Raw genomic sequence first — 20,937 nt, 5'->3', positions numbered from 1 at the left:
GCTGTGCCGAGACAGTGACGAGACGGGACCTCTACCGACCCCTCCACAACCTCCTGACATAATAGGCTATGGTGAACGCAGCAGTCCAGGCCATCAACGCTACTACGAAGAGCACTGGCGGCGAGACACCAGCACCCCTTTCACCACCCTCCGTCTCCATAGTTACTATGTTACTTGTCGCCGTCCTTTCCATTCCCGTCGTTACATTGCGCCCGGCTGCTGCCTCGCTACCCGTGTTTCCTCGCTCCTCTGTCGTCGATACCCTGCTTGTAGATGCGACACCGTATGTTTTAACGGTCGTGTTGCTCTCGCGGGCGGTGACCTGGACTACTGGTATGGGTATGGTTGCGTGCAGCGCCCCCTTACCGGCTTCGAGTATAACTAGCCCGTTGCCTTTGACTAGGTACGTGCCTGGTGCCATCCTTTTAACGAGGCTAGCATTGCGGAAGGTTACTGTATCGAAGCCTGTTACCGTCACGATGACGCCGCCGGGCGTGTAGGTTACGTGCACGGCTGGCGCTACAACACTCGTGGTGAAAATCTTGCGTAGCAACTCTGATATCCTGTTTAGGTCCTCGTCCCCAGTCACTATACCGGTGTAGATCCTCCACGGCACCAGGCTTACCTCTACGCGGCCAGCCGCCCTCAGTACTAGCTCGGCGTGGTCAAGCCCACCGGGTATCCACGCTACTAGCGAGCCGTTGATGTACACGCCTATAGGCTCGTCCCCAAGCACGCGTATAAGGTCTAAGCCCGTGGCCTTCACCCTGATCTTCTCGAGTCCGGCCGGTTCAGCGCTAATACCAGCTGCGAGGAGCACGTACCGTGCTAACGTGTGCCCATCCCGGATTATCAGGTAGTGCAGTGCTGGTCCGGCTTTGATCCTCACTGTTATCTTGCAAGCTCCGTTTTCTTCGCGCACGATTATCGGTTCGTGCACGGTTTCCACAAGTATGTAGCTGTAGTAGTTGCGTATGGCGAGGATCCTCGCGTCGTCGGGGCACTCTGGTACTCTCACTGTGAGTGTAGAGCCCGGCGGGGCAACCGCTAGAGGCGCCTCGCCGGTTGATATGCTCGCGTAGGGCGGGTAGACTATGCTAGCCGGTATGGTCTCATTGTAGGGTATTGTGGGGGCTGGCGGTGTTGACGGTTTACCTCTCGAGGATGGTGCTGGCAGGGCGGGGTCGCCTAGAAGCACAAACTCTACCATCGTTAGTTCCGCGATGTCCTCGGAGCCGGTGGCGGTGTAGGCTATCGCTATGCCGCGTGTTAGGCTAGAGTACGCCGCTAGCGCCTTGACTACCGCCTCGCCTATCGTTCTGGACTCTGTCAGCATGACCGCGAGCATGGATGTTAAGCGTATTGCGCCTGCTGTCGAGACTTCTATACTGCCGCTCGGCTCTAGCTTGACTTCTGTGATAGCCGCTATGGCTAGCCTGCTAGAGCCATAGTATGCAACTGCGTACCCCTTCTCGAGGAGCGCTACACCTACGCTGGGAGGGTTGAACGGCGGCTCGACAACATCGACGTCCCAGTAGGCGGAGAGGCACGCCGGCGTAACGATGACACCCGGCTCGCGCGTATTGCTGGGCAACACTCTCGGTGCAAGCACGAGGTCTACCTTCGCCCCCCAGAGCCCCGAGGGGAACACATCGAGTAACACATCGCCTACGCCGTGAGAGACTATGTAGTAGAGGCCGTAGGAGCCTAGCTTGCTCTGCACGGCTAACGGCCTATACCCTCCAAGTGTCAACGTGAGATACTCTACGTCACTGAGGCTAGGAGCTGTCTGCGATGCTTCAAGTACACCGACCTCACCCATCATCAGCGTTGACTGGAACGGCGCGCCACCCGCATAGAGTGCAGTGTCGCGCTTGCCCCACTCCAACCACTTTCTTGCACTATCCAGGTACCCTTCTAGCAGGCTACGATCAGTGAACGGTAGCCTCCCTACCGCGACTTCCGGGTTCCAATCATAATCCGGATCCATGTACCAGTAGTCACTCGGCACGTAGGCTCCACACGATATACCAACGCTCTCGAGGAGAGGACTACGGTAGTATATCGGTGGGGAGACAGAGGCACCACCCACTATGAGCACGTAGCGGAGCCCCTCGTCAAGCAGCCTACGCTCTAGAGACACAAGGCAGAGCGCTAGCGTCGCGTTATACCCGCGGCCACACTGTCTCTCGAGATCCCCTGGGTCCACGAAACCTGGAGGCGGCTCCGCCGGGTGTTTACACTGCGCCGCGATATCCTTCCACGTCAGTATCTCGACCCGGAGGTCTGGATGGAGCTTGGCAATGCCCTCGCCAAACCATCTCAGCGTCTCGTTAGGTATTATGACGAGCATCAACTCCTTGCTATTATCCCCGCCGAGTCCCGAGGCGCTAACGGCCTTCGACGCGGATGCAGAGCCTTGTAGTTGTGGCGTGGTGCTCCACGCGAGCACTCCCCATGGCGTCGCGATAGGCTCGACTAGTTTACTGCCGGGCGTGTACACCGCAATACTGCTCAGCACGCGTTGTATCCTAGGGTCTGGTATCGTAGACTTCAACACTACACTCTTAACCTGCAACGCCACAATCTCCTTCTTCAATTGTTCTACGTCGCTGGTGTTCGTCTCGTAAAGCCAAAGCCCATTGAACTTTCCTAATATTGAGGCGTGTGCCGTCACCATCGTCAAACATAACGTTAGGAGCAGCGCTATTAGGGCTGGAGCTAGTCTACGTCTCAAGGCTTTGCTGCACCCACAGTGACCCACCATTGACGGAGGGATAAGGAAACCAACTGCCACACCACGACAATGTTAAGACCGCGTAACGTGCAGTCCGGCAACACATGGCTGGAGGCGTAGGGCAGGTGGTTACAATGCACGATGTACTATTGTTTATGCTGTTTACGCTTCTGGCTCACTTGGCTCACCACTCCCCTGCGGCATCAATGCCCGCTTTACATTTAGAGCTAGACGTGAACAACGCCACTCTGTCCGTCCTCGTCTATAGCGATGGTAGCGCGCAGTACGTCTATCACCTAGATGCTATCCTGAAGGGCCTCGAGAATATCACGGGAGGGTTACGCCTACTTTACGAGTCAAAGACCGTCGCTGAACCAGATTCGCTAGAGCACAGCTCCCTACTCAACATCACGATACCCGCAATACTACTCAACACGTCTGCCGGCAACGCGAGCAGCGAGAAGAGTGGCTCGACAGTCCTCGATGTGAGGGGCGAGTTTAGGCTAGGACCGGGGCTCACCACAACCGGTAACGGCACTCTAGTCTTAAACGACACGAGCCTGCGCCTCAACTATGACATCCTGCTCAACGAGACTGTCGCGGTTCTAAAGGCGAGCCTGGAGCCCAGCAACACCAACCCCGATGCCTTCAAGAGAGCCGTGGACGCTATATGCGAGAGCTTGAAGAACATTACTGGCGAGCTGGAGTGGCTTACACTCCGCGAGTGCAGCGTTAGCAGCGGCCAGGCGCGCGTGTCTCTAGAGGCTAGTGTGAATAACATGCTTTCTGATTTCATGATGCGCGGGCTCTCCAGTACCGACGTGGCGAACCTTCTCAAGCTACTCGAAGGCGAGTATAACGTCACGGGTAGCTACTCTCTAAGATTAGCCACGAGGAGCACCAATAGTCATATACGTGTTGAGCTGGCGGCAGGCCTCAACGCCACTGGCGATATAGACGCTCTCATGCTCGACTATGCTAGGGCGAAAACCGCTATCACGAAAATCACTATAATACTACTATCCGTCTTTGGAGGGGCTCTCGGAGCACAAGTACCCGCCACCACAGCCATGTTCATCTCCACGCCGCTACTGGCAGGAAAACCGCCCTACACTAGCCTCACACGCGTAGCCATAGAAGGCACGGACGACGCTATCAGGGTGACGATAGATTACAGGAGCCCCAGGCTTATCTACGCGTATCCAAGTGGAGACCCGGTAGCCGATGCTAAGAAGACACTAGGCCAGCTTGCAAGGAGCTTCCGAGAGCTAAGAACAACCCTAGATATACTCTCTATGCTGGTTGATGGGGCGAGTAAGGCCCTGCCAGAGACGGTTATACTCAAACCCGGCGATGAGAGGGTGCGTGTAAAGCCCTCGGTCACTCCGCTCGAAGAGCTAGACAAGGCCCAAATAGAGGTGGTTGCCGCTGGCGAGAGCAGCACCTCTACCACTGCGAAACCCAGCGCCACAGGCAAGCCGACCCACACTAGCACCGCAAGCACTACCGTACCGGCGGAAGAGGCTGGCGGAGGCCTAGACGTCAAAACCATCATATTGGTTGCCGCATTGGCCGCAATAGCTGGGTTTGTAACCAGCTTGCTAATCACGAGGAGGCGATAGGCTCAGAGTACTGGATGAGCCGAGCCTCTTTACCCCTCCACGCCCTCCTGCCCAAACCCGGGGGCATCTAAAGGTGCTTCTCTTCGCATACGGGACGCTGATGTACGGCATGCCCAGCCACGGGTTAATGGCAGGTGCGCGTTTCGCCGGCCGCGGGTGGGTCAAAGGACAGCTATTCCTCTGCGATGGATACCCGCTCCTCGTGCTCGAAGGCGATGGGCGGGTATGGGGCGAGTTATACCACGTACCGGCTTACAGCATCGCACGCATAGACCATTACGAGGGTGCCGACTTACCCGATAGTCCTTGGAGGCGAGTGACGACACACGTGTATATAGATGGTGTCGAGCTACGTGCAACCGTTTACGCCTCGCCTAGCGTCAAGTTCGCTAGAAACGCCTGCGACGAGATTACGGAGCTCCAGACTAGCGACTACCGCGATGTCGTCAAGCTCGGCCCCCCAAGGTGGCTAGTCGCCCTCCCCATGGAGACCTACGCGCCACCCGGCATCATACTTGGAAGCGAGCAGGGAGTCGCCAATGGCGCCTCATGGCTCGGCTCGTGCTTCGCGCCAGACGGCTCCGAGGAGGTAACCGTGTATGACGTGCTAGTATCGCACAATGAGCTTATGGAGTGGATTAGGAGTCTTGGATGCAGCTTCGGCGGGCTCAGGGTTAAGACTGGCGACGTAGAAGTCTACCCGGTGGCACCCGTCCATAGGCAAGAGTAGAGCAACAACACATTGATATGGTTATAGTGCTGCCTGGGGCTCGGCGCTAACCTCCTTCCGCACCGCTCGGCTGTTTGCAGGGGCGGCGGCGCTGTCTGCCTCACAGCCCTTGTAGGCCTGGTATGAGTGTGAGCCCCTCTAGGCTTTACCTGTAGGAGTGTGCATCGCGTGGAGCTATTGTGTTGGTTTTAGGGCTGGGTGTGGTTGGGGTAGTGGCGTTAGGGGCTGTGCTAGGCGAGGGCGCCAGCATTGACGAGGATATCGTTTGTCACGCGGTGCTTAGAGGATGACGAGGTTTACTCACTGTTAAGGCCCTATGTCGCTGAGTGGTTTCGTCGGCGTTACGGCTCGTTTACTCTACCTCAACGCTGTGCCATCCCGTTGATAAAGCGTGGAGAGAATGTGCTGGTATCTTCGCCGACTGGTACTGGTAAGACTCTCGCCGTCTTCCTGGGTATTATCGACGAGCTTTTCCGTCTTGGGGAGGAGGGTAGGCTTCAGGACCAGATATACGCTGTGTACGTCTCGCCTCTACGCGCGCTTAACAATGACATGAGGCGTAACCTGCTCGAGCCTCTCCATGGTATTAGGCAGGTCGCGTCGGAGATGGGTATACAGCTCCCTGAGGTACGCGTCGCCGTGAGAACTAGTGATACGAGTCCATCCGAGAAGCAGGAGATGGTACGCAGGCCACCCCACATACTTATAACGACGCCAGAGAGCCTCACCATAGCTCTCGTAGCGCCCAAGTTCCGTGAGAGACTCGCAACTACAAGGTGGATCGTCATAGACGAGATTCACGAGCTCGCATCTAGCAAGAGGGGGTCGCTACTAAGCCTTACTCTTGAGCGTCTCGAAGAGCTTGTTGGTGGCCGCCTTCAGAGGATAGGGTTGAGTGCGACAATAGCGCCGCTCGAGGAGGTTGCCAAGTTCCTCGTAGGTTTTGATGATAATGGTGAGCCACGCTCCTGTAAGATAGTTGATGCTCGTTTCGCCAAGCCCATTGACATTCGCGTTCTGTGCCCCGTGAGGGACCTGATAAACACTCCCGCCGAGGAGGTCAACGAGGCCATCTATAGACTCCTTGCCAGGCTCGTGATGGAGCATAGGACCACTCTAGTCTTCACAAACACGAGGAGTGCGACAGAGCGTGTGGTGTACAAGCTTAGGAAACTGCTGGCAGCGGAGGGCATCGCCGACATGGACGAGATAGAGGCACACCATAGCAGCCTTTCTAGGGACTTGAGGCTGGAGGTTGAGGAGAAGCTGAAGCGCGGAGAGCTAAAGGTCGTAGTCTCCTCTACTAGCCTCGAACTTGGCATAGACATCGGTTATATCGATCTCGTGGTGCTACTCAGTAGCCCGAAAAGCGTCTCCAGGTTGCTACAGAGAGTTGGGCGAGCTGGCCACCATATAAGGCAGGTGAGCAAGGGCAGGATAATTGTGGTTGACCGCGATGATCTCGTCGAGTGTACTGTGTTGGCTAAGGCTGCCATGGAGAGGAAGATAGACCGTGTGCATATACCGCGGAACCCGCTTGACATACTGGCGCAGCACCTGGTTGGCATGGCTCTTGAGAGGAGGTGGAAGATAGAGGAGGCTTACAAGTTAGTCCGGAGGAGCTACTCCTTCCACACGCTAGATTACCGCGACTTTATCAACACGCTGCGCTATCTTGCGGGGCTCTACCCGGATACCCTCGAGGAGATGAAGGTATACGCGAAGATATGGCTTGACGAGGAGAAGGGCGAGTTCGGAAAGAAGCGTAGCACACGAGCCATCTACGCGCCTAATGTCGGTGCTATCCCCGATGAGGCGAAGATACACGTCTATACGCGTGATGGCCGCTATGTGGGTGACCTAGAGGAGGCCTTTGTACAGATACTCTCGCCTGGCGACATCTTCGTACTGGGTGGTAGGACTTACAGGTTCATACGGAGCGAGGGTGCCAGGGTCATAGTTGAGCCCGTGGAGGGCGTGAAGCCAACGGTGCCAGTCTGGTTCTCCGAGATGCTACCCTTGGCTTTCGACTCTGCGCTTCTCGTCGGCGAGTTTAGGAGGAAGATAGCAGAGGCCATCATGAACGGCGTTAGCCGCGAGGAGATTGTAGACTGGCTTGTACGCGAATACCTCCTAGAGAGACACGCAGCCGAGAACATCTACGAGTATATCAGGGAGCAGGTCGAGTTTACCGGCGGGAAAGTGCCAAACGACCGTATGATACTAGTCGAGCTGTTCATAGACGATGAGAGTGAGACAAGCAACGTCATCTTCCACTCTCTCTTCGGGCGCCGTGTCAACGACGCGCTCTCCAGGGCCTATGCATACTACCTTGCCGAGTGGCTCGCTAAGCCAGTTAGGATAACGGTGTCTGACAACGGCTTTATGCTGACAGTGGACGGCACCGACGCTATAGACATGGACCTCGTTGTTAAACTATCGCGCGCGGTGAAGAGCAGGGAGCTTAGAGATATTCTAAAGAGGGTCTTGAGGAACACCGAGCTGCTAAAGAGGCGTTTCCGTCACTGTGCTGAGCGCGCGTTGATGATACTGCGGAGGTACCGCGGTAGGGAGCGCAGCGTTCACCGTATGCAGATCAACGCTCAGGCTCTACTACAAGCTGTAGAGCAGCTTGGAGACTTTCCGGTGTTAAAGGAGGCTTATCGCGAGATACTGGAGGATTACATGGACGTTGCTAATGCCGAGCAGGTTCTACGGTGGGTCGAGGAGGGGCGCGTGAAGCTCGACTACTTCGGCCCTACTAGGGTGCCTAGCCCATTCGCTCACCACCTAGTGGTCAAGGGATATAGTGATGTTGTGTTGATGGAGGATAGGAGGAGGCTGTTGGCTGAGCTTCACCGCCGTGTTATGGAGCTGCTCGCTGCGAGGAGGGGCAACTCTCGTAGTGGGGAAGAGGGTGAAGCGGTGGCATGAGGAGTGTCGAGCTTAGACTATGGGCTGAGGATGAGGCTAGGGCCACACCCGGCTACAGTCTCGTCGATACTATGAAGACGTATAGTTTTGGCTGGATGTATTGGGGTGCCTCCTGCGGCTTACTCGAGGTTTGCAATTGTATCATAGAGGCGTGTGAAACTGGAAAGTCACGTGTACTGTTACGCGCGTTCTGCCCCTCTGAGCCCCCGTGCGACCCTTTGAAAGACGCCATTGATGTTCTGGGGCTGCATGAGGACCTATCTGAGTACTGGGGCTTGGCGCGTGGCGACCCTCTAGTTGGTGGCGTAGCTGATGTGATGCCTGGTTTGCGGCTGCGTCGCGCCTCGCCATGGTATGCTTTTCTCGTTGCTGTTTGCCAGCAGAACGCTAGCTTTAGACAAGGTTGGGGCATGTTATACAAGCTCCACCTGCTTGCATCCGTGCGTGCCAGGCTGCCCGATGGTCGGGTCTATCTTATGGTGCCGAGACCCGGCGATCTTGACGAGAGTGTTTTACGCGAAGCAAGGTTAGGGTATCGTTACCGCACGGTACTAGAGGTTGCTAGGAACCCGCCGGCTACGTGCAAGGATGTTGACGATTTGCGTGGTGTGAGGGGTGTTGGCCCCTATACCCACGCACTGGTTAGGCTAATTGCGTGCCGCGACTACTCTGTATTACCGCTTGACCGTTGGCTGGAGGCCCTAGCATCTAAGGCTTACACTGTGCCTAAGAGCGGTGTCAGAGCCGCCCTACAAGCTAAGTTTGGAAGATGGGTTGGATTAGCCGCTCTACACACGACTATAGGCTTCGACGCACAGCCTCTTCGAAAGGCTTTGGAGAGGCTCGAGAAGGGGCTGAACAAGCCTGGCTTAGCCGAGCCGAGCCCAGTATCACTCTGGAAGTATACACCGCCTGAAGCTTCACTCTAACGCTAGTAGCCTTTTCTTCAACGCTAGCACAGCTATCCTCTCGGCGACGCTCCTGGCACGCGTCTTTACGAGAAGCACGTCACCCGCATCCTCGACACTCACTCCGTTGAAGTTTTCAAGCAGCTTCACTGCCTCTGGTGTGTTACGCAACGGCACTAGGTAGGAGCCATCTGGGGTCTTCCTAGACAACAACTCACGCACTATGCGACGGCTCATATATTTCAATCCTCCTCTGGGACTAAGGAGACGGCTGGGGTCTATGTGCCTGGAGGGGCCTTGGCTGAGGCACGCGCACTTGTACCCGTGAGGATAATACTCTTCGGATTGTCGGGTAACAGCACGATACTAGTGAAGGAGCGGGGGGTGCTTCGTCTCCCGGAGACATGGCTGAAAGAGGGCGAAACCATATGCTCTGCGGCTAGAAGGTTAGCCACGCAGATAGCTGGTAACGAGCGGCTCGTTAAGGTTGTTGCTGTTGTCTGGTTTGCGGAGGTTAAGAGCGAGAACGATTACCATCTCGTCTTTGCAGTTGAAGCCTTCATAGATTCCGATGTAATACAGGAGCATGATAATATTCTATTGTTAAAGACTGGCGATGCAGCTAAACTCGTTGACGATCCGGTGCACCGCCAGTTCCTAACTACTATTGTCTTCTTCAAACCCAGACCATTATTGGTGTGCGAGTTCTAAACTTAGACTAACACGTACACACCGCGCTCTAACCGCTCAATTATAGTATCCTCCTCTACCTCGACGGCCGCCGCGAACGCCTCAAAAGCGTCAAGCACCTTAGCTACCTCACTACTCGCCATCCTGGCGACTATCCTATAGAACGCGACTGCACGTATGGATACGAGTATCGTGAGAAACTCTGCCAGCGGCGCAATCTCCGGCCTACCCTCTATGAGTTTCAAGAGCTTCATGATGCGATGCGAAACCCTGCTAGAGAAGCTAACAATCAACCACGATAGCCTAGCGTATACGCCGTCTGGCAACGTCTCTACATGTTTAGCGAGAGCTTCCATAGCAAGGTCTACCAGCCTATCTGCAACTCTCTTTAGCTCTGAACGGAGAAACCCCAGATACTCCTCAACACTCCTAACGCGTGTGCTACACTCCTCACCGATCTCAACAAGCTCGGTTATCGGCCTTATCTTACCCCACTCGCTACAGACTATCCTCTCAACGGTCTCGGCGATCTCCGATAGGCTAAGATGCCTAAAGCTCAATATTCTGTCCCTAAGCTTCTCTGCAACCTCGTCAATAATGGCATCAAGGACCCTTAGAGTCTCGTGGCTCACGGTTAAGCCCAGACCTCCTTCAAAATCTCGCGTATACGCTCCAGCATCATCCGAATCGCTATTTCCTTACCGGGTATTTCGCTCGGCGGCAGGTACTCGACAAACACACCATCTAGTGTACTAGCCTGTTGCGCAAGTTTCTTGTCACCAGTGAAGAATATCACTGGACATCCTCGTGAACGCAGCCTATCCAACAGCTTCATGATATCATAGTCGTCGTGTGCAGGGTCTAGGATAACATGTCCCATCTTAACCGGCTTCTCCACACCCCTGCCAGCTACCTCGTGCACCTCGATAACCCTGCCTAACTCGCGTCCGACTATATCGCCGAAGCCGCGAAACATCTGGTCAAAAACAACGATAGCTAATGTAGCATCCCTGTTTTTCTCGCGCCTACCCTCCTCGGAGACTACGACGCGCCTCTCACTTGCCATCAGCACACTCTTCAACTCTTCTATCTCGTCACGATCCAGCTCCGCGACAAGCACACCACGATAGATCCTTACAGGGGGTTCAAGCTCCATTGCCTTTTCGAGGGCTTCCCTGAGACTACGTGCTGGGTATAAACGCCCGTCACGAGACGCCACAAGATAGACGTTCCTTGGCACGCTGTAGCCCCGAGCCACTAGCTTCACATTACGCTTATAACTGGTAAGCAGCGAGGCCCGCCGTGCTACTCACGATACGACTTGTTCCACTGGGTAGCGTAGTATCGCTGCTATGCCGCCAAACGATTTGAGTTTCAGCCCGGCGGGCGTCTCTAGGCTAACAAAGCGTATCTTTGCTCTTGTCGCATCGGCTTTCCGTAGAACCTCCTCCACTCTAATCCTTACATCCGGGTCTGGACTGTGAAGCAGCTCGTCTAAGACTAGCAGCTCCTCGATAGCACCCATTTCCGCAGCCCTCTCCACATGGTCAAGAGTGTATGTGACTAGTTCGGGCTTCTGAACTAGCAGTCTCTCAAATTTCTCCAGGAACTCCTCTGCCTCGAGAGCTGCAAGCTCACCTAGAATTTCACGTATCTTTCCACGTCTTATGATCTCGTATACTCCTGCCACCCCGCCCGTTGCCGCAGTCTCTGTGTACACACGCAAACCAGTATCTAATTGCCTCACAAGCTCCGCTACCCGCTCTTTCAGGAACCCTGGCCCGCCTATCACTACCACGCGCGTGTCCTCCTTCTTCGCAGTTTCGACTATCTTTTTCGCTAGGGTTACGAGCTCCTGGTGCAGTATCTCGCCTCTTCTTGGGTCATCCTTGCCCGGCAGGCTCATCGAGTGATCCACCACTATACGTACGCCTTGCCCTTGCAGCACAGCTACCGCGTATTCATCGTAGTCTACAGCTGCTAGTACGGCTCGAAGCCCCCTGCTAGCTTGCTGCAGTCTCTCCAAGAGCGGGCGAGGCCACCCCTCCTCTTTGACGATGACTATCTCTTGCCCGACATCAACTGTTATTGTGTGATGCTTGCCCTTTACACCGAACCTCTCGGGGCCTTCCACTACCACACCTCGTATTCGAAGTTTAGACGAGAATGGCTGAAACTCTACATTCTCAACGCGTATGGTTAACACCATTGCGACTCTACGCGATCGCCCACTGCCTCTCTCGCCAAAGCGCACATCCCTCACAGTCTTGCCCTTCACGTAGTCGCCGGGTTTTATTACGAGGCTCAGCAACCAGATGTCATCGCTAGTCTCGGGTACGACGGCCACTACTCCCCGCTTGAGATCCACGTGCGTTACCTTCACAGCTATCTCCGGTTACCGTTGACGACATGTTACGGGTTAAGCTGTTGACGGGGAGACATTGCTGCGAGCATCTCATCGTAACCGAGCTACGCGAAGAGCATCTACGCGAAGCGTATATCGTTGAGGTGGAGAGTTTCGAGAGACCATACCCCTGGGAGTATTTCCGGTTTATAGCCGCGCTTTCCTCCGGCTACTCGCTGATAGCCATATGCAACGGCAAGATTGCAGGTTTCGTTATGGCGGTGCCCTACGAGGGCGGCCTAGCCCACATAGCTAACATGGCGGTTACACCAGAGTATAGGAGGTGCAAAGTTGGCTCCGCACTACTCTCGAGCATAGAGTATCTGCTCGAGAACAACGGGTTCAGCCTTGTTTTTCTTGAGACATGGGTCTCTAACCATGCCGCAAGGCGATTCTACGAGGCTCACGGTTACCGCGCCATCCGCATTATACCAGGTTATTACGAGTGGGGCGAGGCGGCTGTCGTCTACGTCAAACTCTTGAGGCAAGGTATTATCGGTAGGGATGTGCCAGTGTTATCAGGGAGTTTGTAGACTATGACTGAAGTTGTATTCACGGTTTTAGACTCTAGCTACGAGGTTGTTGGTAAAGAGCCTCAGGTAATCATATGGGGTATTGCTGAGAACGGCGAGAGGGTAGTCCTCATTGACAGGTCTTTTCGCCCATACTTCTATGCGCTGCTTGCACCGGGCGCCGATCCTAAGCAGGTAGCACAACGTATTCGTGCATTGAGTAGGCCAAAGAGCCCGATTATAGGTGTAGAGGATGACAAGAGGAAGTACTTCGGGAGGCCTCGTAGGGTCTTACGTATTCGCACCGTGCTACCCGAGGCTGTTAGGGAGTATCGCGAACTCGTAAAGAACGTTGATGGTGTTGAGGATGTTCTAGAGGCGGATATACGCTTCGCTATGCGCTATCTCATAGATCACGATCTATTTCCTTTCACCTGGTACCGTGTAGAGGCTGAGCCCCTCGAGAACAAGATGGGCTTCCGTGTCGACAAGGTATACCTGGTTAAGAGCAGGCCGGAGCCACTTTATGGTGAGGCTCTCGCACCAACCAAGCTTCCCGATCTTAGGATACTCGCGTTCGATATTGAAGTTTATAGCAAGCAAGGGTCGCCGCGTCCAGAGCGCGATCCTGTAATAGTGATAGCTGTGAAGACTGACGATGGCGATGAGGTGCTATTCATTGCAGAGGGCAAAGACGATCGAAAACCGATACGCGAGTTTGTAGAGTACGTGAAGAGGTATGACCCCGACATAATAGTCGGTTATAACAACAATCATTTCGATTGGCCTTATCTTTTGAGGCGCGCCCGCATCCTAGGCATAAAGCTTGATGTGACTAGAAGAGTTGGCGCCGAGCCCACCACTAGCGTACATGGGCACGTCTCTGTCCCTGGCAGGCTTAACGTAGATCTGTACGACTATGCCGAAGAGATGCCAGAGATCAAGATAAAGAGTCTCGAGGAGGTCGCAGAGTATCTAGGCGTGATGAAGAAGAGTGAACGCGTTATCATCAATTGGTGGGAGATTCCAGACTATTGGGACGACCCGAAGAAGAGACCACTATTACTGCAATACGCGCGCGACGATGTCCGCGCTACTTACGGCTTAGCCGAGAAGATATTGCCGTTTGCTATCCAGTTGTCGTACGTAACAGGTCTCCCACTAGACCAGGTAGGTGCGATGAGTGTTGGCTTTCGACTTGAATGGTACCTGATACGCGCGGCGTTTAAGATGAAAGAGCTTGTGCCGAACCGCGTTGAGCGCCCAGAAGAGACTTACCGTGGCGCTATAGTTCTTGAGCCGTTGAGAGGCGTGCACGAGAATATAGCCGTACTCGACTTTAGCTCGATGTACCCAAACATCATGATAAAGTACAATGTTGGTCCTGACACGCTTGTGAGGCCTGGTGAAGAGTGTGGCGAGTGTGGTTGCTGGGAGGCCCCGGAGGTCAAGCACAGGTTCCGTAGGTGTCCGCCCGGCTTCTTCAAGACAGTTCTTGAGAGGCTGTTAGAGCTTCGTAAGCGTGTGCGTGCTGAAATGAAGAAGTATCCTCCGGATAGCCCAGAATATCGACTGTTGGATGAAAGGCAGAAGGCGTTGAAGGTTCTTGCAAACGCTAGTTACGGCTACATGGGTTGGAGCGGCGCTAGGTGGTATTGCAGGGAGTGCGCAGAGGCTGTCACGGCTTGGGGTAGGCACCTCATACGCACCGCCATCAACATAGCTCGTAAACTAGGCCTCAAGGTGATCTACGGTGACACAGATTCGCTCTTCGTGACCTATGATCCGGAGAAGGTGGAGAAGTTCATCAAAATTATAGAGGAGGAGCTGGGGTTCGAAATCAAGCTAGAGAAGGTGTACAAACGCGTATTCTTTACAGAGGCTAAGAAGAGGTACGCTGGCCTTCTCGAGGACGGACGTATAGATATTGTCGGTTTCGAGGCTGTACGTGGCGATTGGTGTGAACTCGCCAAGGAGGTTCAGACTAAGGTTGTCGAAATAGTATTGAAGACGAGTGACGTGAACAAGGCTGTAGAGTACGTCAGGAAGATTGTGAAAGAGTTGGAGGAGGGCAAGGTTCCCATAGAGAAGCTTGTAATCTGGAAGACCCTTAGTAAGCGTCTTGAGGAGTACACAACGGAGGCACCACACGTCGTTGCAGCGAAGAGGATGCTGTCAGCAGGCTACCGGGTAAGCCCAGGCGACAAGATAGGGTATGTAATAGTGAAGGGTGGTGGCCGTATCAGTCAAAGAGCATGGCCATACTTCATGGTCAAGGATCCTAGCCAGATAGACGTGACCTACTATGTTGACCACCAAATCATCCCGGCTGCATTGAGAATACTGGGCTACTTTGGCATCACCGAGAAGAAGCTGAAAGCAAGTGCAACTGGGCAGAAGACTCTCTTCGACTTTCTAGCCAAGAAGAGCAAGTAAGCCCGTCACACCCCCAGCAACTATCAACACTGCCACAAGATTACCAATGCATATTGCTGCTACCGCTTCTTTTACACTCAAATCCATGAGCCTTGCCGCCAACGCACCTGTCCACACGCCGCTTCCAGGCAGAGGAGCCGCTATGAACAGCGTTAATGCAAAGGCGCCCCGCGCACCCTTAAGCTTCTTCGACACTCTCCTCTTTACACCTTCGTATATCTTCAAGAGGATAGGTATCATTGCTATGAGGCGTTCAACCTTCTCGAGCAAAAGATAGACGAGTATACCCGTGATCGTAGACACAACATACGCCAGTGGTATTACCTCGGGGCCGCAGATGGCGCTTCCAATAGCCGCTGCGTAACGAGCCTCGATACCAGGGGCAGCTGATAGGAGCAGGAGAGATGCTAACACATCCGCGCCACATGCCACGCTGTTACACCAGTTGGAGAGTGGAGCCGCCGCCGGGACTTGAACCCGGGACCACCGGCTCTCTTGGGCGACCTCGGAGCGAGGCCAGGCCGTACAAGGCCGGCGCTCTGCCCGCTGAGCTACGGCGGCACCGTTTCGTCAAGGTCTTCTAGCCTCCCTTATCAAGCTTAGCTCTTGCTAACCGCAACTAGCGCTTCACAACATCACCTCTACAATGGTGGCAGTACATGCTCCGCAGCGTTAGCACTATAGTCGGCGCTATCATATCGCTCGTAGCTTTAGTGACAGCCCTAGCCGGCATATCAGCCTACATAACGTCGGTTAGCACCATACAAAGTGAAGCAGCTAAACTGACCAGCAATAGACTTACCGAGACACTATACATGCGGGAAACGAGCATAGAGGCTAACACAACTACAGTCTGCTTCCACCATTATATGCATGGACTGATAAGACGCGTTATACTAGTTGACGATGACAGGCTGGTAGTAGCGAACAGCACGTGCATAGCTAAGCCGCTGCTTGGCAAAGCTAGAGAGGTAGTACTGGTTTCAAAGAACGGTGGTCTCCTACCTATACCCGAGCCATCTCGACTCGCATCTATCGAGGGTAACATGACACTATGGGAGTATCTAAACGGCGCATACACAGTCTCTGAGTACAGCAACACGCTTCTTGACATACTACAGAGCATTAACAGCCTTAACAATTCACTACTAGCGCCAAGCGACAACATAAACACAGTACCAATCAGCATCAACATCGTAACTACTAGAGACGGACCCATAGTGAAGATTGGCATCTCGAATAGCGTGCAAACCATCCCTTACAGCACGCATATTGCAGATGTTACCTGGTACTTTGGCAGACCCAGCATGTGGGACTTCCACGGATGCCAACCTTCAATAAGATTCACGCTGCTCGATAACGACACGTTGTGCATCACAACCGTCGCGTCTCCGCTCGTGGAGCTCAAAATAAGCCAGGATGCATCGTACACAAAGTATCCAGTGTTCACAACGGTATGCATTAAGAGAATACGGTTAACCGGAAGAAGCCTAACCATCCTAGGCACGTACGCTTGGATAGACTCGCCACTCGTGATGGAGTTACTCAGAGTAGCACGCGAGAAAGGCATAGTGCACGTGGTTCTCGGTGCCGAGTCTGGTAAAGTCGAGACAAGCACCTCCACAGCAGCTATGGTATTGGTGGACGCGCACAGAGCAGATAGAATAGCCTATCCGGTGTACGATCCGGCTGAGAACATACTACGTTTTCTCCCGATGTACATGCAGGTATCGAGAAAGCTGGTATGGATGGACGTAACATACAGCCCATATTCAGGCTATACCGTCAATTACAAGAATATCATAATACCTTTGACAGAGTGGAAGTATATTGTAGCTCCTACTGATGCCTCCAGACCCGGCATTAGCGTTGCTTACACACCTCTCGTCCTCACAGTCGGCCTCATGACCGGAAAAACACCGATAGTCTTAGGTACTATCCTGGCAACTTACACTCTGAATGCTATTGACGGTATAGTCACAACAGTCTTTGACCAGGAGTCGAGTCAGCCTGGCAAGGTAATGCAATCACTATACGTGCCGGGCTTCATAACTTATGTTGACACTAGCGGCGCAAGCTGCAAACTGATCCGCATAGACCAGTCCACACCAATATACGTCAACAAGATACTAGGCATCGGGATAATACCTGGCCTAGTGTGTGTGAAGAGCGGCTCACAACAGTCAAATGTAGAGTATTACAAGATTGTGCTTGATAGGCAAAGCGGGAGATTCGTTAAACGAAAGGTAGGCACGGTCACTATCCCGCGCGAGGAGCTCTTATGCTACTACCCATACGTTCTCGTATGCAACGGCACCATAACGATATACTATAGCTTTGCACCATCAACACTATACGACAAGAGTGTCGTAGCAATGCTGAATAGCGCTTTGACGTGCACTAGTTCAACCTCTACACCAATAGCCAGTCTGACACTTGACATCTTCACAGATCTCCGGCTTGATCTTAACACGCTACAAGTGCTTGCCACTAGACTTGCGAAGAAGGGCTACTGCGTACCCAGCATCCCAAGCATAACCACCATGAGGTATAACAGCCGTCTATACGCGTACGTCGCAACCCTAGGCTACGGTATCCAGTCTACATCGGGCTGCAAGCCCCTGCTACCAGGCGTGGGCATAGCGATTTACCCACTAGTATCGAGTGGCACACTCAACCTTACAATACCTCAAGCACCACTAGCGATCGTAAGGTACACTAGCCAACCAAACTAGAACATTACACTACTCGAGATAGGATTGCTTCACGCCCAACAGCCTCTTTTTAACCCAAATATAAACCATAACACGAATGGCCCGCGACGCCCGCGGAGTGCCCCGCTAGGGGCTCGATGATAGCGGGTCTCCCGGCCTTCAGTCCATCCACTTATAAGCCCTTGCATACTATGCTCGTATATCATGGCGCGGGCCGCCGGGTAACCCCGCGCGGGTAGGGCCGGGGGGCTCGCCCTCCCCCGTACCCCGAGATCGGGCGCAACGCGGGGGCCAGTAACCCGCCGTCCGCTCGCCGCTACCCGCCACGGGTCCCACGCCGACCGAGGACCCCCGGCCCGCGGGGCCGGCGGTGGCGGAGCCCCCTCCGGAGGGAGGGCGGCTACCGCCTTTACCGGGGGAAGCGGTCAGGCCCGGAAGGGAGCAGCCTAACCCCGGACGCCCGGCGTTCGCGGGGCCACCGGGGTGAGGCAACGGCGTGGGGGTGCCCGTGGCGGGTACGGCGGGTGACGGCGGGGGCCGCGCGGGGCCCAATGGCGGCCCCGCGCTGGATGGGGAGTAGAGGGTCACGGTCTGAGCAATTGTGATGAGGGCCTGCATAGCCGACGCATCCTTTTCACCTCACAGTAAGTATACGGGGGAGGCTACACGGGAAGACGGAGGTCTCGTCTTGCAGAGGATAAGCGTGCGCGATATACTCGCTAAGAAGGGCCGCGAACCCATAGTGATGGTGACCGCGTATGACTATCCATTCGCGCGTATAGTCGACGAGGCAGGCGTGGATATGATACTTGTTGGCGACTCGGCAGCGATGGTAGTCCACGGTCTCCCTAACACTAACATGGCTACAATGCAGATGATGCTGCTACACACAGCAGCAGTCTCTAGGGGCGCGAAACGCGCAATGGTGGTTGCCGACATGCCTTTCGGTAGTTATGAGGCTAGCAGGTCTGAGGCAGTTAAGAATGCTATAAAATTCGTACGTGTTGGTGCCGACGCGGTGAAACTAGAAGGCGGGGTAGAAGTTGCAGATAAGATTGAGGCTATAACCAAAGCGGGGATACCCGTTGTCGGCCACATAGGACTCACTCCGCAAAAGAGGCTCATGCTTGGTGGTTACCGTAGACGTGGAAGAACGGTTGAAGACGCAGAGAGGCTCCTTGAAGATGCAAAGGCTGTGGAAGAGGCTGGCGCGTTTGCAATCGTTATAGAGTTCACTGCTGAAGAAGTTGCAGCCGAGATAACAAGAAAACTCAAAATACCAACTATCTGCATTGGCAGTGGAAGGCACTGCGATGGCCAGGTACTCGTACTTCACGATATTCTAGGGCTAAGCGAGACCATCCCACCCTTCGCTGAGAAATATGCAGACTTACGGTCAATAGCGCTTGAGGCTGTCCGCAGATTCGCCGCGGACGTAAGGGAGGGTAGATTCCCCCGCGAGAAGCACGTGTTCCACATGAAGGAGACTTGGAGGAGGGATAGAGAATAATATTGAGCGAGCGACTCATCATAGTGCTACCATCGCCAAGGATACATCAACACATTGCAGCTGCACTCACTATAGCAGGCATAAGCATCGCAACTGGAATAATCTCCAGTATGAATCCACCATGTACTATCACGACGTGTGGCGCGGCATCGATCATAGGCGGTTTACTGGCCGCAACGGGCATCTTCCATAGGGCACTATACGCTAAGAGGACTAGAGAGAAAAACAAGAGGGTACTCATCCTACTTTCAGATCTGCTTCGGGAGGGTGTAGAGGGCGAGCCCGGCAGATTATTGATAGCTTCGAGGTACACGGGAGAACGTTTAGTGAAAAGATGCTACACGCAAAGTCGTGTATTCAGGGCGGCTGGCGACCCTATCGTGCTAACGATAGACTCTCTCGCCAAATGGATTCCGGAGTATACACTAGTAGTTCACGGCGAGGAGGGATTTCTGAACGCAGAGACCGTCCGCATAGAGGTTGAGGGCGTAGAAGCCTTCGTGTCAAGGCTACACGATAAGATATCCATACGATTGAACAGGAGGAGGCTAACCGTTCGCAAGGGCGGCGAATACGCTGAGGCACACCTGGAGGCCAACGGACCTATCCTCAGCATAGTCGCAAGCCATGTCGGCAAGAATACACGCGCAAGGCTAATCCTTGAGATTCCGGGGCTAGTGGAGAACCGTGCACCGCTACTAGAGGTTAAGGGAAGAGCGCTTCACTATTCGCTTAGTTTTGCACCCAGGAAGCCACTCATACTCGTACTGGCAAGCACCGCAAACATTATAGATGTTGCGAGGCTCCTAGGATACCAATCAAAACCATTAGTATACGGCCAGGGTATCGAAGCACGCATCAAACTCGAGCTGTTACGAGGCCCAACTGTACTCGAATACGACGAGACGATCTTGAGGACAATGAAAAGCGACAATATTCACCAATAAATAATTACAACTAGGACTTGTAGAGCTTACAAATAATGCTGCTAATAACACGTGTTTTAACCGCACTTGGGGGAGTGAGGCCAAGATGATCCACGATATATTTGTGGGTTCCATTGGAGCCCCGGAGGTGGGGACTGCACTAGGAGCTCTACTAACCAGCGTGATTCTAGCAATATTCGCCTCGAACATAGCAACTAGATTAATGCTGATAAGCGAGCGAACGGGTGCACTAGGAGCTAGCCTTGCTTCATTCGGCTTCGTAATGCTAGGCGCGGCTATAGTCTTTAGAGCAATAGGTCTCATTCTAGCATGGTACTTCAGTGATATACTTGTACTCGCTTTATCAGCAGCAATACTACTCATAGCGGGTTTTGTAGGGGAAGCCCTTGGCGCAGCCACAATAGCTATTGGCGTTCTCTATGCAACCGGTTATGCAAGGCTAGCCGGAGTCTGGATGATAACAGCGATATTCGCTAGCCTAGCAGCAACGATATACGCTGCGCTAAAGGGTACGTTCACATACTTCGTAGCTATAAACACGGTAGTCGAGGCGCCATCTTTCCTTGCCGCAGCATCCCCATTCCACGAATCATGGAGGAGAGGAAACCAGGTAGACCAGTCCGCCTTTCTCGGCTTCATGGTGGGAGCGGTAGCTCCCGTCGCAGCTTCAGTTGCAGCGGTATATGGTGTAGCCCCGGCAATATTAGTTTCAAATCTTATACTGCTATTATCGATGGTATACATCGCATCATGGGCGCGAGAGGCGACAAGAGCATCTCAATAACGATAATGT

General features: G+C 53.9%; 17 protein-coding genes, 1 tRNA gene and 1 other RNA gene. 12 read left to right on the top strand and 7 right to left on the bottom strand.

Annotated elements, in window-relative coordinates:
- Positions 1-31 precede the first annotated feature (31 nt).
- Positions 32-2,737, bottom strand: a complete 2,706-nt coding sequence (locus PYRFU_RS01590) for a C25 family cysteine peptidase (RefSeq protein ID WP_014025856.1) — start codon at positions 2,735-2,737, stop codon at positions 32-34.
- A gap of 206 nt (positions 2,738-2,943) precedes the next feature.
- Between PYRFU_RS01590 and PYRFU_RS01585 the strand changes: the two genes are divergently transcribed.
- From PYRFU_RS01585 to PYRFU_RS01570, 4 genes are all read left to right on the top strand, one after another.
- Positions 2,944-4,359 carry a hypothetical protein gene (locus PYRFU_RS01585; protein WP_167827786.1) on the top strand — a complete coding sequence of 472 codons (1,416 nt, stop codon included), beginning with the start codon at positions 2,944-2,946 and terminating at the stop codon, positions 4,357-4,359.
- A 73-nt stretch (positions 4,360-4,432) separates the two neighbouring features.
- Positions 4,433-5,089 carry a gamma-glutamylcyclotransferase family protein gene (locus PYRFU_RS09815; protein ID WP_014025854.1) on the top strand — a complete coding sequence of 219 codons (657 nt, stop codon included), beginning with the start codon at positions 4,433-4,435 and terminating at the stop codon, positions 5,087-5,089.
- A gap of 249 nt (positions 5,090-5,338) precedes the next feature.
- Complete coding sequence (locus PYRFU_RS01575) at positions 5,339-8,023, top strand: ATP-dependent helicase (RefSeq protein WP_014025852.1); 2,685 nt, start codon at positions 5,339-5,341, stop codon at positions 8,021-8,023.
- Positions 8,020-8,952: a DNA glycosylase family protein gene (locus PYRFU_RS01570; RefSeq protein WP_014025851.1), complete on the top strand. Its 933-nt coding sequence runs from the start codon at positions 8,020-8,022 to the stop codon at positions 8,950-8,952. The genes PYRFU_RS01575 and PYRFU_RS01570 overlap by 4 nt, the downstream gene beginning before the upstream one ends.
- Here the strand turns inward: PYRFU_RS01570 and PYRFU_RS01565 are convergent.
- On the bottom strand, positions 8,944-9,141 hold the full coding sequence (locus PYRFU_RS01565) for a hypothetical protein (RefSeq protein ID WP_167827785.1): 198 nt from the start codon (positions 9,139-9,141) through the stop codon (positions 8,944-8,946). The genes PYRFU_RS01570 and PYRFU_RS01565 overlap by 9 nt on opposite strands.
- Positions 9,142-9,228: 87 nt before the next feature.
- Here PYRFU_RS01565 and PYRFU_RS01560 point away from each other — a divergent pair, with 87 nt between their 5' ends.
- Positions 9,229-9,642 (top strand): hypothetical protein, encoded by a 414-nt coding sequence (locus PYRFU_RS01560; RefSeq protein WP_014025849.1) that lies wholly within the window; start codon positions 9,229-9,231, stop codon positions 9,640-9,642.
- Positions 9,643-9,644: 2 nt separating this feature from the next.
- Here PYRFU_RS01560 and PYRFU_RS01555 read toward each other — a convergent pair whose 3' ends face one another.
- The 3 genes from PYRFU_RS01555 to PYRFU_RS01545 form a co-directional block, all read right to left on the bottom strand.
- Complete coding sequence (locus PYRFU_RS01555) at positions 9,645-10,253, bottom strand: hypothetical protein (protein ID WP_014025848.1); 609 nt, start codon at positions 10,251-10,253, stop codon at positions 9,645-9,647.
- Between the two features lie 2 nt (positions 10,254-10,255).
- The gene (locus PYRFU_RS01550) at positions 10,256-10,861 is read right to left on the bottom strand and encodes a hypothetical protein (protein ID WP_167827784.1); all 606 of its coding nucleotides are present in this window, start codon (positions 10,859-10,861) and stop codon (positions 10,256-10,258) included.
- Positions 10,862-10,930: 69 nt separating this feature from the next.
- A complete protein-coding gene (locus PYRFU_RS01545; protein ID WP_014025846.1) occupies positions 10,931-12,004 on the bottom strand; it encodes an mRNA surveillance protein pelota in 1,074 nt (357 codons plus the stop codon).
- A 44-nt stretch (positions 12,005-12,048) separates the two neighbouring features.
- Here PYRFU_RS01545 and PYRFU_RS01540 point away from each other — a divergent pair, with 44 nt between their 5' ends.
- Complete coding sequence (locus tag PYRFU_RS01540) at positions 12,049-12,558, top strand: GNAT family N-acetyltransferase (RefSeq protein ID WP_052296911.1); 510 nt, start codon at positions 12,049-12,051, stop codon at positions 12,556-12,558.
- Between the two features lie 3 nt (positions 12,559-12,561).
- Entirely contained in the window at positions 12,562-14,973 is a 2,412-nt protein-coding gene (locus PYRFU_RS01535) for a DNA-directed DNA polymerase (protein WP_014025844.1), read from the top strand.
- Here PYRFU_RS01535 and PYRFU_RS01530 read toward each other — a convergent pair.
- On the bottom strand, positions 14,953-15,405 hold the full coding sequence (locus PYRFU_RS01530; protein WP_014025843.1) for a small multi-drug export protein: 453 nt from the start codon (positions 15,403-15,405) through the stop codon (positions 14,953-14,955). The genes PYRFU_RS01535 and PYRFU_RS01530 overlap by 21 nt on opposite strands.
- Positions 15,406-15,426: 21 nt before the next feature.
- Positions 15,427-15,534 (bottom strand) — tRNA-Thr (locus PYRFU_RS01525).
- A gap of 98 nt (positions 15,535-15,632) precedes the next feature.
- On the opposite strand from PYRFU_RS01525, the gene PYRFU_RS01520 reads away from it, so the two are divergent.
- From PYRFU_RS01520 to PYRFU_RS01505, 5 genes are all read left to right on the top strand, one after another.
- Positions 15,633-17,708: a hypothetical protein gene (locus PYRFU_RS01520; RefSeq protein WP_014025842.1), complete on the top strand. Its 2,076-nt coding sequence runs from the start codon at positions 15,633-15,635 to the stop codon at positions 17,706-17,708.
- A 207-nt stretch (positions 17,709-17,915) separates the two neighbouring features.
- Positions 17,916-18,231: signal recognition particle sRNA (gene ffs / locus PYRFU_RS10130), an RNA gene on the top strand.
- Between the two features lie 144 nt (positions 18,232-18,375).
- Entirely contained in the window at positions 18,376-19,197 is an 822-nt protein-coding gene (panB, locus tag PYRFU_RS01515; RefSeq protein ID WP_014025841.1) for a 3-methyl-2-oxobutanoate hydroxymethyltransferase, read from the top strand.
- A gap of 2 nt (positions 19,198-19,199) precedes the next feature.
- Positions 19,200-20,144, top strand: a complete 945-nt coding sequence (locus PYRFU_RS01510) for a hypothetical protein (RefSeq protein ID WP_014025840.1) — start codon at positions 19,200-19,202, stop codon at positions 20,142-20,144.
- Positions 20,145-20,271: 127 nt separating this feature from the next.
- Complete coding sequence (locus PYRFU_RS01505; protein WP_167827783.1) at positions 20,272-20,928, top strand: hypothetical protein; 657 nt, start codon at positions 20,272-20,274, stop codon at positions 20,926-20,928.
- The last annotated feature ends 9 nt before the right edge of the window (positions 20,929-20,937 follow it).

Origin of the sequence: Pyrolobus fumarii 1A (assembly GCF_000223395.1) — an archaeon.
Taxonomy (GTDB): Archaea; Thermoproteota; Thermoprotei_A; order Sulfolobales; family Pyrodictiaceae; genus Pyrolobus; species Pyrolobus fumarii.
This window is presented reverse-complemented; position numbering and strand designations above follow the sequence as displayed.